Origin of the sequence: Paenibacillus sp. FSL H8-0317 (assembly GCF_045040685.1) — a bacterium.
Taxonomy (GTDB): domain Bacteria; phylum Bacillota; class Bacilli; order Paenibacillales; family Paenibacillaceae; genus Paenibacillus.
Genome location: NZ_CP150294.1, coordinates 1,700,626 through 1,717,219 on the forward strand (window position 1 = coordinate 1,700,626; position 16,594 = coordinate 1,717,219).

General features: G+C 46.7%; 19 protein-coding genes and 1 pseudogene. 8 read left to right on the top strand and 12 right to left on the bottom strand.

What is annotated here, in order from left to right:
- Positions 1–15 precede the first annotated feature (15 nt).
- Positions 16–1,119: a M23 family metallopeptidase gene (locus MHB43_RS07675; protein WP_405131647.1), complete on the top strand. Its 1,104-nt coding sequence runs from the start codon at positions 16–18 to the stop codon at positions 1,117–1,119.
- 107 nt (positions 1,120–1,226) lie between these two features.
- A complete protein-coding gene (locus tag MHB43_RS07680; protein WP_339183011.1) occupies positions 1,227–1,730 on the top strand; it encodes an N-acetyltransferase family protein in 504 nt (167 codons plus the stop codon).
- A gap of 114 nt (positions 1,731–1,844) precedes the next feature.
- On the opposite strand, the gene MHB43_RS07685 is transcribed toward MHB43_RS07680, so the two are convergent.
- Positions 1,845–2,336 (bottom strand): DinB family protein, encoded by a 492-nt coding sequence (locus MHB43_RS07685; RefSeq protein ID WP_339183014.1) that lies wholly within the window; start codon positions 2,334–2,336, stop codon positions 1,845–1,847.
- 286 nt (positions 2,337–2,622) lie between these two features.
- On the opposite strand from MHB43_RS07685, the gene MHB43_RS07690 reads away from it, so the two are divergent.
- From MHB43_RS07690 to MHB43_RS07715, 6 genes are all read left to right on the top strand, one after another.
- Positions 2,623–3,036 carry a hypothetical protein gene (locus tag MHB43_RS07690; protein WP_221819256.1) on the top strand — a complete coding sequence of 138 codons (414 nt, stop codon included), beginning with the start codon at positions 2,623–2,625 and terminating at the stop codon, positions 3,034–3,036.
- Between the two features lie 2 nt (positions 3,037–3,038).
- Positions 3,039–4,328, top strand: coding sequence for an ammonium transporter (locus tag MHB43_RS07695; protein ID WP_405131648.1), 1,290 nt, complete (start codon positions 3,039–3,041; stop codon positions 4,326–4,328).
- Between the two features lie 342 nt (positions 4,329–4,670).
- The gene (locus MHB43_RS07700) at positions 4,671–5,612 is read left to right on the top strand and encodes a YwqG family protein (RefSeq protein ID WP_405131649.1); all 942 of its coding nucleotides are present in this window, start codon (positions 4,671–4,673) and stop codon (positions 5,610–5,612) included.
- 175 nt (positions 5,613–5,787) lie between these two features.
- Positions 5,788–6,255: a DinB family protein gene (locus MHB43_RS07705; protein ID WP_221819260.1), complete on the top strand. Its 468-nt coding sequence runs from the start codon at positions 5,788–5,790 to the stop codon at positions 6,253–6,255.
- Positions 6,256–6,362: 107 nt separating this feature from the next.
- Complete coding sequence (locus MHB43_RS07710) at positions 6,363–7,316, top strand: aminoglycoside phosphotransferase family protein (protein ID WP_405131650.1); 954 nt, start codon at positions 6,363–6,365, stop codon at positions 7,314–7,316.
- 135 nt (positions 7,317–7,451) lie between these two features.
- The gene (locus MHB43_RS07715; RefSeq protein WP_339183023.1) at positions 7,452–7,958 is read left to right on the top strand and encodes a DUF2569 family protein; all 507 of its coding nucleotides are present in this window, start codon (positions 7,452–7,454) and stop codon (positions 7,956–7,958) included.
- Positions 7,959–8,090: 132 nt separating this feature from the next.
- Here the strand turns inward: MHB43_RS07715 and MHB43_RS07720 are convergent, their stop codons facing one another.
- The 11 genes and pseudogenes from MHB43_RS07720 to flgB all read right to left on the bottom strand — a co-directional run bounded on the left by MHB43_RS07720 (position 8,091) and on the right by flgB (position 16,458).
- Positions 8,091–8,549: a threonine/serine exporter family protein gene (locus MHB43_RS07720; protein ID WP_339183025.1), complete on the bottom strand. Its 459-nt coding sequence runs from the start codon at positions 8,547–8,549 to the stop codon at positions 8,091–8,093.
- A gap of 18 nt (positions 8,550–8,567) precedes the next feature.
- Complete coding sequence (locus tag MHB43_RS07725; protein WP_036611092.1) at positions 8,568–9,329, bottom strand: threonine/serine exporter family protein; 762 nt, start codon at positions 9,327–9,329, stop codon at positions 8,568–8,570.
- Between the two features lie 235 nt (positions 9,330–9,564).
- Positions 9,565–9,870, bottom strand: coding sequence for a hypothetical protein (locus MHB43_RS07730; protein WP_339183028.1), 306 nt, complete (start codon positions 9,868–9,870; stop codon positions 9,565–9,567).
- Positions 9,871–9,934: 64 nt separating this feature from the next.
- Entirely contained in the window at positions 9,935–10,978 is a 1,044-nt protein-coding gene (locus MHB43_RS07735; protein ID WP_405131651.1) for a S66 peptidase family protein, read from the bottom strand.
- 111 nt (positions 10,979–11,089) lie between these two features.
- The gene (locus MHB43_RS07740) at positions 11,090–12,406 is read right to left on the bottom strand and encodes a DUF4179 domain-containing protein (protein ID WP_405131652.1); all 1,317 of its coding nucleotides are present in this window, start codon (positions 12,404–12,406) and stop codon (positions 11,090–11,092) included.
- Complete coding sequence (locus MHB43_RS07745) at positions 12,406–12,918, bottom strand: sigma-70 family RNA polymerase sigma factor (protein ID WP_313771414.1); 513 nt, start codon at positions 12,916–12,918, stop codon at positions 12,406–12,408. The genes MHB43_RS07740 and MHB43_RS07745 overlap by 1 nt, the downstream gene beginning before the upstream one ends.
- 400 nt (positions 12,919–13,318) lie before the next feature.
- Positions 13,319–13,846, bottom strand: coding sequence for an ankyrin repeat domain-containing protein (locus MHB43_RS07750; RefSeq protein WP_405131653.1), 528 nt, complete (start codon positions 13,844–13,846; stop codon positions 13,319–13,321).
- 68 nt (positions 13,847–13,914) lie between these two features.
- Positions 13,915–14,778: a helix-turn-helix transcriptional regulator gene (locus tag MHB43_RS07755; RefSeq protein ID WP_405131654.1), complete on the bottom strand. Its 864-nt coding sequence runs from the start codon at positions 14,776–14,778 to the stop codon at positions 13,915–13,917.
- Between the two features lie 18 nt (positions 14,779–14,796).
- Complete coding sequence (locus tag MHB43_RS07760) at positions 14,797–15,249, bottom strand: NUDIX domain-containing protein (protein WP_036611088.1); 453 nt, start codon at positions 15,247–15,249, stop codon at positions 14,797–14,799.
- Between the two features lie 159 nt (positions 15,250–15,408).
- A pseudogene (locus MHB43_RS07765) lies at positions 15,409–15,897 on the bottom strand (GNAT family N-acetyltransferase); the annotation flags it as partial.
- Positions 15,898–16,047: 150 nt separating this feature from the next.
- A complete protein-coding gene (flgB, locus tag MHB43_RS07770; RefSeq protein ID WP_336759609.1) occupies positions 16,048–16,458 on the bottom strand; it encodes a flagellar basal body rod protein FlgB in 411 nt (136 codons plus the stop codon).
- Positions 16,459–16,594: the final 136 nt, after the last annotated feature.

The following is a 16,594-nucleotide window of genomic DNA, read 5'->3' on the forward strand; positions in this document are numbered from 1 at the left end:
AAAGGGATGTTGAGAATGAACAGAGAAGGTCATCTGAAATCAAAACAAAATACACAATTGAAATTGCAGAATAAAAGGGGGTGGAAGGTGCTTGCGATTACCCTTGGAGCTTGCGTGATATTGTCTGCTTGCGGCAACAGCAACTCCATTACTTCCGACCAGGCGGAGCAGCAGTCAGCCGAACAGGCATCCAATACAAATAAAGAGGGTGAGAACACTCATCAGGAACAGGATTCTGCTTCAGCAGGAACTGCAATGGTTACACCCGACAATTTTGTTGATACCCTCATGAAGGGTTCCAGTGAAGATATTTACCGTCAGTTGAGTCCTCAAATGAAGGAAGCGATCACACTTGAAAATCTTAAAACGTCTGCTGACGAGTTCCTGGAAGGAGTAACTTCCCTGGATCAAGTGTTCGCAGCTGAGATGAACAATCTGACCGAGTTCGCCTGGAAGGATCAAACAGGGACAAAAGGGATTCGAGCCTATTTTACCGAGGCCAATCAGATTGATGGTCTGTTGATCCAGCCGCTGGAAACCCATAAGAATACAGATCAAAAGTTCACCAAAACTGAATTCCATTTCCCTTTAAAGGGTGAATGGTATGTGTTCTGGGGAGGTAACGATGTGATGTCGAACTATCATTATGAGCATGAAACACAGCGCTATGCGCTGGATATCATTCGTTCAAAAGAAGGTTTTAGCTATAACGGGGATGCCAAGGTGAACGCAAGCTACCATGCTTTTGGTCAACCACTCTATGCTGCTGCGGACGGAACAGTTGTCGATACCAAAAATGACATATCAGACAATATACCCGGCGTCATGAATCCCGAAGAGCCAGCGGGGAATTATGTGGTGATCGACCATGGCAACAATGAATACAGCATCACAGGACACATCAAGGAAGGTACTGTTTCGGTCAAAAAAGGAGATAAGCTCAAGCAGGGAGACCCTATCGGTGAGCTTGGTAATTCGGGGAACTCCAGTGAAGCTCATCTGCATTTCCAGGTGTCGGATGGCCCGGATCTGTTCACATCTCGCTCAATTAACATTCGTTGGGCAGACCAGACTCAGCAGTTAACTCGTGGGAACACAATTCAGGGACTTCCAGAGTAATGATGGAGTAATTCTCTGTCAGAATGTTAGAGGTGACGAAGGCTTCTATTTTCCATTATAATATCCTCTATGATAATAGAACGATCTGGAATGATGGAGGAATAGTGATGAAACTGGAAGATGTGCAGATTGAATATGCGCGCCTGGAGGACTTGCCGAGGATTGTGGAAATTTATAATTCTACCATTGAGGGCCGTATGGCAACAGCGGATTTGGAGCCGGTGACGGTGGAGCAACGTTTGCCTTGGTTCGAGGAACATACACCCGATCATCGTCCGCTTTGGGTGATGAAGCAAGCAGGACAGGTGGTAGCTTGGGCAAGTCTCAGCTCGTTCTATGGACGCCCTGCGTATAACGGAACGGTGGAAGTCAGTGTATACGTCGATCAGCAATGCCGCGGAATTGGGGCTGGCGGACGTTTGCTTGAAACGGTATTTGAGGCGTGTCCTGCACTTGGGATTACGACCATTCTCGGATTTGTCTTTGGGCATAACGAACCGAGTCTGGGGTTATTGCGCAAGCATGGTTTTGAACAGTGGGGATATTATCCCGAAGTTGCCGTACTGGATGGTGTGAATAGAGATCTGGCGATTTTGGGCAAAAAAATATAAGTGTCGTTCTTATTCGTAGGATAAGAACATTGAAAACCTTCAACCTAAATTAATAGGATTGGAGGTTTTTTGTCGTTCAACTATATTCTTTGCTATGTGAAAGTAAGGTTGTGTTTATACGCCAAGCTGCTGTTTGATCTCTTGGATCTGTCCCAGATGACGTTCCTCATGATAACTTGTAAAGTCAATCCATTGGGTTAGATCCATCTCACCAAATACGGGATGAGGAAAGGACTTGCTGCGCAGCAGGTCAGGATCATGATCCAATGCAAAGTTATTTAACGATTGGTGAGATTCGTCCAGATCATTGCGTACGTCTGCAAGTGCTTCGGGCGCTGCTGGAGGCTGAAGATGGGGTGGTGCCTCTACGGAGCGGCTGCGGTCCAACGATAATTCATATGGTTTTTTGTCCACAGACACCGTCTGTTCCTTCTCGAGGGCCAGGCGGGCTTGTTTTCCAATGACATTTTCCATCAGATTCAGATGACGTAGTACTTGCATAATACTCCACTGTTCGGGTGAAGATTTTCGGTTCAATTGTTCTTCTTCGAGTCCCGAGATGGCTTCCCAAATTTGGTTGCGTATATTGTCATTACGAGTAAACATCGTGCAATCCTCTCCTTATATACGGGTTCTATGATGCGGGTAGTCTGTGTATGTTCATTACCCAAAATGTGGATGCTTATTCTTGAAGCATTGAGAATGGAAAGAGTGAATGCGAACCTAGGCAAGATTAGCCTTTGTTAGATGTGATTTGTGCCAAATAAAAAAAGCCGTTCTCCATGAACGGTTCATTTAAATCCATCCCAAGTCCAAAAAAAGATTGACGGGCAGACCCCGGCAAACTATAATCGGTACAAGTAACTTGATATGTAAGGAGTCCTGACATGATATGTTAGTAATCGACGAGGTGTATCACCATACAGCATTGCAAATATCATCGTCCGATTTATTGTACCTTATCGAACGGCTGAAGGTCAAAAAAGAAAATGAGATCCAAACGCTCAAGCAGAAGATCGAACAGTTCGAACAGAAGCGTCGAGCGGAAGAGGTTGCTTATCAATCGTTGTCGCCCGTACGCAAATGGTTTGCGGGCCGCCCAGCATCCCATCATCAGGCGGTAGAGTATATGGTGCAGGTGAAGGAACGTTTTCGCAAGATGGAACAGATTCGCAGACGCATACGTGAATTGGATCAGATCGCAGAACGAATTAAGCATCCGGACAGCATTGAGCGGGACGAGATTGAGCTTGCGCCCGATACAATCCGTGAACTCAGACAGCTTAGTGAAACGGAGGATGTATAAGCATGACTTTGGAGACGTTAAGCACCGGGATTGATACGGTCTGGGTCGTACTGAGTGCAGCGATGATTTTATTGATGGAGGGTGGATTCGCCCTGCTCGAGGCTGGCTTTGTGCGTTATAAAAATAGTGTGAACATTATTATGAAGGTTTTTGCTGACATTACGATTGGAACGTTGCTGTTCTATGCTATCGGTTTTGGACTGATGTATGGTTCGGACGTTGGCGGTTTTGCGGGAGTAACGGGATTTTTCCTGAATGGGGATTTGTCTCACCTGGACGTACCGGTATCTCTGGAGACATTCTGGTTGTTCCAGGCTGCCTTTACCATTGCTGTTATTTCCATCGTTTCAGGAGCGGTAGCCGAGCGGATCAACTTCCGTGCCTACCTGTTGTATATCATATTGATGACGGCGATTATCTATCCAATTGGTGGACACTGGGCATGGGGCGGCGGCTGGCTTAGTCAGCTGGGGATGCAGGACTTTGCCGGTTCGGCTGTTATCCATGCACTCGGCGGATTCTCGGCACTGGCGGCTGCGATTATTATTGGCCCGCGTAAAGGCAAATACACGCCACTTGGCGTAAGTGCCATTGCACTCCCGAGCAATCTGCCACTGGCATCTGTAGGTGCATTTCTGTTATGGTTCGGCTGGTTTGGCTTCAATGCTGGTAGTACACTCAGTGCGACGGATGTAAGAATTGGTCACATTGCGATTGTTACGATGTTATCTGCGGCTTCGGGTGGTGCGGTTACGTTGTTGTATACGTTATTCCGCTTCAATCGTTCAGATGCGCCATCGGTCATTAACGGTTCACTCGCGGGACTCGTCGGCATTACGGCAGGCTGTGCTTTTGTTGGTGATGTAGCAGCGATATTCATTGGGGCAGTATCCGGTCTATTGATGATGGCAGCCACTAACTGGCTGGACCGTCGGCAGATTGATGATCCGGTTGGTGCTTTCCCGGTGCATGCCGCATCCGGGATGTGGGGCACGATTGCTGTGGGTCTGTTTGCCACGGATGGTGGATTATTCATGGGCGGCGGCTGGAGGTTGCTGGGAGTTCAAGCACTTAGCCTTACAGCCTTAGTCATCTGGGGATTCGCCATGACCTGGATCGGGCTGAAGTTGATTGGCAAAATTGTGCCTGTGCGTTCGACAGAAGAAGAGGAAGATTTGGGTCTGGATATCAGCTATCATGGGGTGATGGCAGCCCATCAGGCCCATGAATTCCTGGATGGTGAGGAGCATATGCGTGCTTACCAGGAGAAGTCTTCTGATCCAAATCGTTAAATGGAATATAGAATTAAGGAAGTAGACTGACAAGGAATGTCAGTCTCTTTTTTCTATATAAATTGGACTGCACATTTACACGAGAACGTAGAGGACAGAAAGAACCTGAAGAATCGAAGAGTTCGCCTTTATCCCCGGATTTTTACCTTTGCAAAGGTGAATCTAAAAAATTCTGGGGATAACAGCGATCGGAAGGTTGTTCTGTCATCGGAGTGGTAAGTGTAAAATATTCTTAAGTTCAATTTATATAGAAGCAGGGAAAGACGTCCGGGCGGAAGAATATACAGGTGTGAACTTGAATATGTCTCAGCATAGGTGTATTGTCAAAAGGGGAGGATCTATATGATTAAGCCAGAACAATGTGAACGTCTGACCAGAAAAGCCCGTAAAACACTTGAGGAATATGGTTTGGGAGTTGCTGCCGACCTGTTGTTATCTTCAAGCCGCTGGGGAATTCGCCTCGATGTATCCACACTGGACGAATATCGCAGAACAGGAAACTCACGTGTGGGTGGACATCCGGATTTGCCAAGTCGCATGGAATGGCCCGTAACACAAGAAGGAGTTCCAATGACTTTCCTGGCCCAACTGAACCTGGTGGATTTGTCGCCGTATACGCCGAATGATGGGCGCGGGACTTTGCCTGAACGTGGAATGTTATACTTTTTCATTGGCACGGATGAATCTGCTTGTCCCATTGAACATCGTGTGATTTTTGAGCCAAGTTCTCATAACCTGATAAGGCGAGAACCTGAGGGTGATACCGCGCTGGATGGAGCACCGTTTGTTGCACATTCGGTGACTGTGCTGCCTAATCTTGAGTTTCCTACATATGCATATATTGACTCCAACGGGCTGAATGAGCTCTCGCCGCCGAGGCTTGAGAACGATGAGGCCGAAGCGGAAGTGAGTCTGTATGACCGTTACCTTGAATTCGAGTCGAGTTGGAATCATCCAAGTACGCTGAATTGGGGTGGGATGTTTGGATATCCTGACGGGCAGCATCCGGATGCCGAGCATCGTGCCTTGTTACAGATCGCACTGGGAGAAGAGTACGATTATAATGAGCAGGAGTGTGAGAAGAAGCTGACCAAGCATTACGGCGGTGATGAGGATCGGACATGGCAGGAACTATCCGATACGCTGCTGCTGTTGAAGATAGATACGCATGATACTATTGGTTTCCAATGGTGGGATTGCGGGGAACTGCAATTTTTCATTCGCAAGTCTGACTTGGAGGCTGGACGATTCGAGCAAACGTATTGTTCGTTATACTCAAGTTGAGCAAAGATTTGAAAACAAATAGGCAACAAAATGTCCTGAATCCCGTCTATATGAAGGAGGAAGGACTTTTTTGTTCGTAGATTGATAAATTTGAGGTATAACTTGTTTATATATTAGGGAGGGATATCTTAGTTGATAACCGATCATATGTTCTGTATAATGGGATAAAAAGGAAGTGTATCTGTTGATTCAATCTGCGTTCAAACATATTGACGTGGCTGTAACATCGTTGATTGATATATGTGATCAGTTGTCGGAAGAAGATTTGGCTTTGACTCCAATTGAAGGTAAACGGCCTGTTGGAGAACTACTAGCTCATCTGTCTGTGATCTGCCGGGCGGATGTTTATATTTCTGAAGGTGCATCGGAGGAAGAGATGGCTCAATTCTATGCAGAGAATCAGGTGCACTCGCTCCGTGAGATCAAGCAGGCTTTGATTGATAACCAGATGTATCTATACCAACGGTACAGGCAGTTTAACACGGAAGAGTTACTACATGTGACGGATTCGTACTGGGGAGCTTCCTATAGTCGGCTGGAGTGGTTACTTGAGATTATGGGGCATGTGTATCATCACAGAGGACAATTGTATACGATGCTTACCCTGACGGGCAAAGAACCCGAATCAGTACTTTTCAAATAGAAACCGATAGAATACATATAAGCATGTTACAGGATATACAGCGGACTAAAGTGAGAATAGAACGACGATACCACACGCTATACGAGGAACAATGGAGGATTCGGGACGTGGGACAACACGATACATGGAATGCATCGATGGACAATACGTTGATTGACAGGTTAAAACAGATTCCTGGACTTGGTCAGGCCACGCGGATTGAACCTGTTATGAAGGGTTATTCAGCAGATGTTAAATTCAAAATGTTTGTCCCTGGCCAAGGGCATGTGCTGGTGAGGGTGTATGATATTGCTGAGGAATGGATGAAGCAAAGGGAATATCAATATTTGCAGAGCATGCAACAATTAGGCGTACTGTGTCCAGTAACGTTGGGCACTGGTAGATTGGATGAGAAGCACGGTTACATGATTCTTAGCTACATTGAAGGCGAAGATGCTTCTGAGAGACTACCTCAACTGAATGAACGGCAGCAGTGGGTGGTTGGCTTGGAAGCAGGAGCGCAGTTAAAGTTGATTCATCAGTTGCCGATGGAGGAACAGATCGAATCATGGTACATACGCAAGAGTACGAAGCATCAACGTTACGTGGAGCGCTATAAACAGTGCCCTATCGTGATGAAAGAGGATCATGCTATTCTAACGTTTATTGCAGACCATCTTGGTTGGATGAAAAATCGTCCAGATGGATTTCAGCATGATGACTTTCACCCGAGCAATCTTGTTGTTAAGCAGGATAAACTCGCAGGAGTGATTGATTTTAATCGTTATGATCAAGGTGATCCCATTCATGAATTTTTGAAACTGGGTTTGTTTGCTTCGGAGATCAGTATTCCATATTCCATAGGTCAAATTCAGGGCTATTTCGATGGCAATGAACCGGATGAGTTATTCTGGAGATTGTATTCACTGTATACGGCTATGGCGCTGGTGTCTTCTGTGGTGTGGATTCAGCAGGTGAAGCCGGAAGAGACACATGAGATGATGACCAAGATCGAACGTGTCCGTGAAGATCATGATGATTTTCGCAGTTTCATCCCTCGGTGGTATACTTTGAACAGGTAAGGGAAAAGCATAGCCAACAGATTATGCTAAGGTATACCCGGATCAGAATTATATTTGAGGCCAGGCAACGAAGTGGAACTTAGGCACAAGCGGTTATTACTGGAGACGTTTAATATTCGGTATGAGGAGGATGAAATGAACAATAGACACATGAATTCGGATGGAGAGCTGCCTGGCATCTCCGGATTAGGCGGCTGGCTCATTTTAATCCAGATCAGTCTTTGGTTTGCGTTGGTGTTTCTCATCTCGGATGTATCGCAGGTGAATGTCATCATGGACCCTGCCAGATGGGAAGTAGGCCGTGGTGTCGATCCTCAGATTTACACGGAGATGATCCGTCCACTCCTGTGGTTTGGTTTCATAAGCAGTACCATTCTATTGATAATCGTTATCGTGAATCTCATTCTTTTATATAAACGGAAGAGACAGTTTCCACGTATGATGATGGTGATGTACCTGATGAATGTGATCATAAGCATCGTGACGTGGATTCTGATTGCACGCAATGAAATCCCAAGAGAACAGCATGTGCTTGATGCAACTCCGGCTTTTCAGTTGATCGTACGATCACTTCTGACATGTTGTATCTTTATCCCGTATTTCCTAAAGTCGGTACGTGTGAAAAATACGTTTGTGAAGTAAATAGACTTCTTCGATTGTCTCACTGCACTATAGTGCTCTATAGGATAGTGACACGTAAGGCCCGTTGCTATACAAGAGATCATCCTGTATGCTAACGGGCCTTTACGTGTGTTGAATATATGAAAAGAATAATCATTTCGATGATGATTGTTCCCGAATTGAGGCGGGAATTCGGCGTATCATCTGGTTTAATACCTCGGAGAGCACCAGGCCTACGGCAATAGCTCCGGATAACATGAGTGCTTTGGCGGCCATCTCCATAGCGGCACTGTAGTCATTTTGCACAAAACTTCGCATCGCATTATACGCCAGTCCACCAGGAACGAGAGGAATGATGCCTGCGACGCTAAAGATGATGACAGGTGCGCGAAACATGCGAGAGAATACCTGGCTGATGACACCTACGGCTATGGTCGCTGCAAGTGTAGCAGGCACCGCATCCGCTGCATATTCAAGCACGATATAGATGATCCAGCCGATCATGCCGACAAATCCACCGTGGAGCAGCATGCGCCGTGGTGCGTTGAAGATGATCCCAAACGCGGCTGAAGCGACAAAACTGGTCAAGGCTTGTTCAATAAAATGGAGCATATCCTGCATTCCTCCGTCTTACATAAAAAGTGAAAATACAACTGCAATGCCGGTACCTATGGCAAAGGCGGTCAGAAATGCCTCGGCTCCCTTGGATAATCCGGAGACAAGATGTCCGGCCATTAGATCGCGTACAGCATTGGTAATCAGCAGCCCCGGAACCAGTGGCATAACCGAACCAATAATGATTTTGTCCCGTTCATGACCTACTCCCATGTAGATCAGGAGAAAAGCGAGTAAGCCAATAACAAAGGATGCCGTAAGCTCGGCAAAGAATTTGACCCGCACCAACCTGTGAAAGGCAATAACGGCTGCATAACCTATGCCCCCGCAGATTAACGCCGGAAGAAAGTCGCTCCAGCCCCCGCCAAACATAATGGTAAAACAACCACTGGATAACGCTGCGGCCGTAAGCTGCACCGCCGTTGAATAGGAGGAGGGCTTGCCTTCGATCTGTACCAACAGATCATGAGCTTCCTGAGCGGATAGCTCACCTTGCCCAATGCGGCGGGAGACTGCATTCACCTCAGACACCTTGTCCAGATCCGTCGTACGCTCGGAGATACGAATCAGCTTGGCGGGTTCGGTTGCATCAACAGAGAAGAAAATGCCTGTCGGAACAACGTAACTGTGCGAATGGGGTAAACCCAGCGCAGCCGCCATACGTTTCATCGTATCTTCCACACGGTAGGTTTCACCACCGCTTTGCAGCATGATTTTGCCTGCGAGCAGACAGATTGCAATCACGCGGGATTGTTCAGTAGGGTTGCTGCCAATCATACCCGTCTCGGCTTGTGATACGGGTGATGAATCATGACGTATGTATTCCAACCGGATCAAGCTCCGTTTCATATGAGATATGGGGTGGTGCGACACCATTGTATCATATTTCACACGCTCGCAAGGAATCATACCGCACCATGGCCGGGACCATAAAAAAGCTTCGTTCCCAAGACTTGAAGATCTCAGGAGCGAAGCTTCTTGGAACAGGTTCGGATATGGAAGTACAATACCACTACATCAACAGTGTGATAACCAACAATTCATACAGCACAAGCGGCAAAATCGTTGGTCCAAACAAGGCGCGCGGTTCAGGATATCCGTGCATCGGGGTAACCTGGAGATACAAAATTCCCCGGTCTGCACTGATGATGACACCTTCCCACACTTGCCCATCGATATTCTGGACGTGTACCTTCTTGCCTATATGCTGCCGGGCTGTATGATGAAGCATATTCCGCACACTTTGCACGGATTGAAGCATCGGTTGATTGGCTTGATACACGACACGCGCGGATGGCGTGGATGTGGATTCAGACATGATGCACAACCCTTCCTCAAAATAAGTTCTTACTTCAAGGTATGCATCTGCCTATAAAAGGTGATTACACAAACGCCATCTCAAGGCTCCCGCGTCCATTTTCATAAGCGACTTTGCCTAATGCTCCATTCACAAAGGTGAGCTGGGGCGGAACATGGCCGAGATCCACATCGTACAGTACAGGGACATCCAGATCCCCGAGTGCAGAGTATAGGGCATCGGTGAAATTAAAATCGGCTGTATCGGAATAACCCGCAGGTCGGCCGAACATGAAACCTTTTACACCTGCAAACCAGCCAGCCTGTTTCATCTGCCACAGATGACGGTAGATATCCCCCGCATTCAACTCACAGCTTTCCAGATACCAGATCGTTCCTTCGACTGCACAGTATTGCTCCAGATAGGATGCAACAGGTGCATACGGCGTGCCAATCAGACTGGAGATCGTATCCATACAGCCACCGATCAGCCGACCGGAGAACGACACAGCGGTATCTGCATCTTCCGAGTGGCCGAGCTGTTTCCATTGCGAAGGTGAATCCAGGTTAAATCCAGGAGATTCCGGTTTCCATGCCGATTGATAATGTGTGGAAGACGATTGTGTGATCTGTCCGCCGTATTTGGTCTGTAACACATCAATCCAGCGCGCAGTCACGGGATCGAGGGCGTTTGATCTTAGATCCACATAATTGGTGCCATGTGCGGATGCTGTTCCGGTGATCAGGGTATAAGCGAACAGGAACGTACTGATATCCGAGTATCCCATGACCCATTTGGGCGGTAATGATTTCAAAGCTTCCCAATCCAGCAGGGGGAGGATATCCATCAGAAATTCCCCGCCCCATGGAGGGATAATCGCTTGAATATTTGGATTGTGGAAAAATTCATTCATTTCTTCGGCGCGTTCCTCTTTGGAGGCACTCACACATTTGGTGTTGTGGCGGAGCGATGGGCTTTCCAGCACGCCAAAACCAAGGCGCTCCATATTACGTTTGCTCTCCTCAAGATAATGGTATAGGGATTCGCCTACACCGCTGGAGGGGGCTGCCACACCGATCATGTCCCCTTGCGCGAGTGGTTGCGGATAACGGATAGAACGATTATTCATTGTGGAACCACCCTTTCCTGTAAACATATCGATTTAATGTAGTTGTTTAATATTTTCATTATAGTGCATGAATACGTCGTGTGGCTTGCAATTATGGCTGTTACATTTTCTTTAGGGAGTCACAGGAATTTCAATAGAGAACGGTGCACGAATTTGATCAGGGTAAGAGAATATTTCCATTGTCAGATTTCCTTTGGCTGCGGCTCCATCTTTAATGACAACTCTTGCTTCAAAGACGGAAGGGCTCCAGCTTACTTCATTAATGTCGAAAGGGTTTCCTTTACTGTCCTCAATGTTGGTAAATGATAGCCCTGAAGTAGCATTTTGAGCATCTGCAATTGAAAACTCGAGGATCAGATTTTTGCCCTGGACCGTGCTTTTCAGCAATTTTAAACTGGATGGGCCACCTTGTATTTCACCTGAAGAGGGATCGATGCTGATAACCAGTTCTTCCTTATCCACTGCTGAAAGGCCAGACCCTTGCAGAGTCAGTTTTTTCGGAGTGGAGAAGTACATGCTTTCGAAAAAGACGGAACTTCCAGAGCCTCCGATGGAAGATGAATCCATTCTCCATGCTCGGCCTTGCTCATCTACCAAGTGCAGATCACGAATGCCAAAGATTTTTTTGGTGTTGTTCCGATCATATTCGATATCAAGTACAAGGCGAGTGGGATACAGAATGGCCTGTTTCACATGAATACGCTGCCCGTCCATGGTCATTGTTTGATTTACGGGAATGATTTTTTTCATCCCTTTTGTTAAGCTGTGATCCACGGGGAATGTGACCTTCCACTTATTATTCGGTTCCTTACCTCGTTTCTTAAATACAACGGTCAGCTCTTGTGGAGGTAAAGATTCTGTGAATGAGATATCGATTTTATCCTCATAAATTCCACTTTCTGAAGCTGGATTTAGAGAGGAATAGCTAAACGCAACAGGTAAATTTTTACCGTTCTCATCCAGCAAATCAATGTCATAGTTGAATTTCTCGGGATCTTTCATACCTTTCATTGTGTAAAAAATGACCATACGTGACTCGTCTGTGATAATGCCTTCAACGGTCAAGGAAGTACCATCATGCTCGTCCGTGACACCGACCTGCTGTAAGAGGGACTTATCGATGGCCATCATTAATCCTTTGTCCTGGCGAATCATGCTCACAATACCTTCCATTCCGGGCAGTTGCTCCACGAAGGATGCAAAAGCGGGAGAGACACGGATACATCCGGTAAACAGCAGGATGAGGGCCGCTGCCGAGATGGAGCTCATGTACCAGCGCAGCCGAGACTTGCGTTTGCGGGCAGCCTGGCGGATTCCGGACTGAACAGCCTGATAGGCGGCATCCGGTACAGGCATGGTTTCATATTCCGTCTTTCGAGCATTCAGACGTTCTTCCAATGTGTCGAATGAGTTTTGTTCATCCGTCATCAGGATACATCTCCTTTCGTTTCAAGTTGATCACGGAGCTGTCCGAGTGCCCGATGTAATCGGGATTTTACAGTTCCGGTCGGGATTTCGAGAATATCGGCAACTTCAGTTAAGGAGAAACCTTCGAAATAACTCAGAATAATAATCTGTTTGCAATCCCGGTCAAGGGTGGATACGGCGGCAGCAAGATCGGGGTCCGCAGGACGATCCCAACTGCTGGATTCAATAATCTCGGTGACGGGACTGAACCGACTTTTACGTTTGCGTTCGTCCGCACAGTAGTTGAGCAGTATGCGGATGAGCCAAGTGCCAAAGTAGGAGGGCTCTTTTAATTTTTTGAGTTTATGGAAGGCCCTGAACGTTGATTCCTGAATCGCTTCGAGCGCATCACCTTCGTTATGCAGGTAGGCATAGGCGATACGGTACAGTTGGCTCTGATGTAATTCCATTAAGGCTGCAAAAGCCTCGGCATCCCCTTTTTGTGCGGCGATGGTGAGCTGAGAAGGGGTCACATGGCTCCTCCTTTCCTGGATATGTTGAATATTAGACCGTGTAAAGTGTCAAACGGTTCTTATTTTCTAAAAAAATATAATGTATCGGGATTTCTATAGAAGTTGAACGAAGTATTTACATGAGAACGTAGAGGACAGAAATAACGTGAAGAAGCGGAGCGTTCGCCTTTATCGCCAGATTTTCACCTTTGTAAAAGTGAATTAAAAAATCTGGGGATAACAGCGATCGGAAGGTTGTTCTGTCATCGGAGTGGCAAGTGTAAATATTCTTAGCTCAACTTATATAGCCTCTCACCTATAGAGGTATGTAATCGGACAACAAATAACCGCCAGACCTTCTCTTTGTACTCCAAAAAGAGTCCTGACGGTTATTTGCGGTACTGCTCACGCTATCTAATCATTATTGCTGATGCGCTGTAACGGCTGCTCGCAGACATGAAGCTGTAGACGTGTTACCACGCTCAAGTGAAATATCCAGTGCAGTTTGGCCCGCTAAGTTTAGCGCGTTTGGATCAGCTCCATGCTGAAGTAACATCTCAATAAGTTCGATCTGATCCGTATGAAATGCTGCGGAGTGCAATGCATATTGTCCATCGCTGTCCAGAATACTTGTGGATGCCCTATGTTCGAGTAAAAGTTGGATAACTTCTGGCGAACGTTCTCCCGCAAGCGCGGCATGTAGTGCAGTATTGGACGGAATAAAGGAAATCTTGGAATGAGAAAGGGTGTTAACATCTGCTCCATGCTCCAGAAGGAGACGAACTACTTCTGCTTGTCCATAATGAGAGGCATATCCCAGCGGAGTTAACCCATCCTGATTTTCAGTATTGGTGAGTTCCGGGTGAGAAGCGAGCAATAATTGCAGGTTGGCCACATCTCCAGACTGTGCAGCCTGAAATAGTTGATTAATCTGTTCTGCATGATTCATAAGGAATACCTCCATCTGATGAGATAATTTAATTATAGATGTTCCTCTTCAGAGGTTCTTCTTCATAATCACCTTTTTGCCCGCAGCTGGGAAGGAGAGCTATGGAAGCGTCTAGTGAATAATGAACTGAACGAACCGAGGCTTTCGAAGCCCACATCATAACAGATTTTAGTTACAGACCTGTCCGAATCAAGCAAAAGCCGCTTCGCAGCCAATAGTCTGCATTCGGTCAGATAACGATGGGGTGAAGTACCAAACAACTTTTTATAACTGCGTAGAAAATGATTCACGGATAGTTGTGCAGCCGTTGCAGTCTGTTCTAGCGTTAACGGCTGATCATAGTAGGCGGAGATATACTCATGCCCGATATACACTCTTCGGTACAACTCTTCTCGGGTTGAACGTCTGATCATATCCAATTCGTTGATCTCTTGCTGAACGTTACGGTGTAGATCCAGCATGTGAACAGCGAGCTGATGAAGCTGCTCCGCTATTGCCCAGGAATTCAGTGTGTCTTGACTGTACAGGTTTCGCAAATGATTCAGGGCTGCGCCAAGCCGATTATCCATGGCGTATGTACGTTCTACCCACTCCATCTTGCTTGAGGATGAATAACTATATGGCTCATCAAGTAGCCGAAGATCACTGGTCATTAGATTCCGGCCGATCTCTTCCACATAACCGGGAGGGAAGAAGATACAGAAGGATTCAACTGGAGTAGATGAATCAATGTGAAGACTATATTCCTGGCCCTCATTCAGAAGCAGATAGTTCTCATTATTAACTGCGAAGTGACCACGTCCTGCTTCATAGAGCGTTTTTCCGTTACGGAATGTTTTCAGTGATAACGAGCCGCTGCCTTTCCAATCGAATTGGGAACTCGATTCATGCAGAATGAAGGGTACAGGTCGAGGAAGAGGAATCTCCAACACTTGCAAGCACCTCCAAGCTTAATTCTGGTTATACAGCTTCTTCACAGCTTCCAGCCCAGGCACGGCAAAGCAGGCGAGTGGAGAGGGCAAATCATTCAATGGAAACCAGCCGATCTCACCGATAGCTCCGCCTTCTTCCAGGTTACGAGCATGACCGCCAATCACCTTGGTGGAATAGAGCACGGATATCCAATGTTCCTTCTGTTGTGGCTGGATCGTCTCCGCCGTACAGAGCAGACTGTCAATGGCGATATCCAGATTCACTTCCTCCTTGATTTCACGGATGACGGCAGTCTCCAGTGATTCGTAGGGATCGACTTTCCCGCCGGGAATACTCCAGGTGTGCTGTTCGGGCTGACGATTCCGCCAGGCGAGAAGCACTTCGCCCCGTTCATTCAGGATGACCGCACCTACGCCGATGCGAGGTGAAATTTCAGATTCACCTTTTGGAACAGAACTTAATTCCGACATTGACAGCGCAGCTTGTTCGTTCCCATTAGGTTGTGCAAAACCACCCGCGTCCATATCCCCAGATTCAGGAGTACGATTAGACCGGAATGATAAGGGAAGCCCAGACTGTGCCGACCATTCTTCCGCAAGGATACTCATCGAGATCAGGTCATAATGCATGCCATCCCGCAAAACTGCAGAACGCTGGCGACCCTCTTCCTGGAATCCGGCTTTTAGGTATGCACGTCTAGCAGCTTCATTGTATTCGATGACTTCCAGCGCAATCCGGTTCAGGTTCAATTCGTGGAATCCATATCGAAGAATCAGAGCCAGAGCGTCGCTTCCGTAGCCTTTACCTCGATCATTTTCTTCGCCGATGCCAATGGCCAGACGAGCGGAGCGATTGTTCCATTCAATTCGGTAGAGGGCTGTGAATCCAATGAATCGGTTACCCTCCAGTGTACGTAATGCAAATTCAAATCCGTTGTCGCGGCGGACAGACGAAGAACCCGTTTCATCCGGCGTTAACGGGATCGCGATATCGGTATCCATGTTGCGCAAATATTCATAATCATCTGTGAAGCGGGAGAGACGCATGCAATCTTCCGGGCATGGGGCCGCTAATCTGACTTTGGAACCTTGAAAACCATTTAAATGACGTGGAGACATGTTGCACCTCTTTTGTTCGATATGAAATCAATCGTTTCTCCCCATTATACTACGAACAGGAGCGGATACCGAAAAAGGCACCAAACGAGCTACACTCAGGGGAAAAGAACCATAAAAAAAAGCAGCCGTTTCGGGCTGCTTGTACATTCATTATTTCAGATCATTCAATAAATTCTTCATTTTTTTGTAATGTCCACTGACCCGATCAACCATGTAGTTATACATAAGCTGATTCTCCGAGAGGTTCGCCATTTCCTTGTCAATGTCAACGTTATTGTTGTTATTGTTCATGGCTGTTTCGTTGTTCTCGACAATTCGGTACTGTACGATGGAAGAATGGGGATCACTGATAGGGAAGTGTTTTTCATGAGTCCGCTTCATGGAGAGCTGATCTGTTTTGCCATTCTCCACGATCCGTCTAAGCTCTTCCTGAAACTCTACCGTTTTCTTTTTGTAGTTAGGCGTGTCTGCATTGGCGATGTTGTTGGTGATTGCATTGTGCTGAGCAGTCAGCGCCTGTAACAGTGATTCGTTACGTCTTGTCGTATTTGTTTCGATCACGGGCTCAGTCTCCTTCACTGCAAAATGATACAGTTACTCCTATAATAAAAAATAAAGTTGCACACTGTCAACGTTATCAAAGAAAAAGACAAGCACATGACGCAGGTTCCACTGAAAAGAAGGACCTTACCTTCAT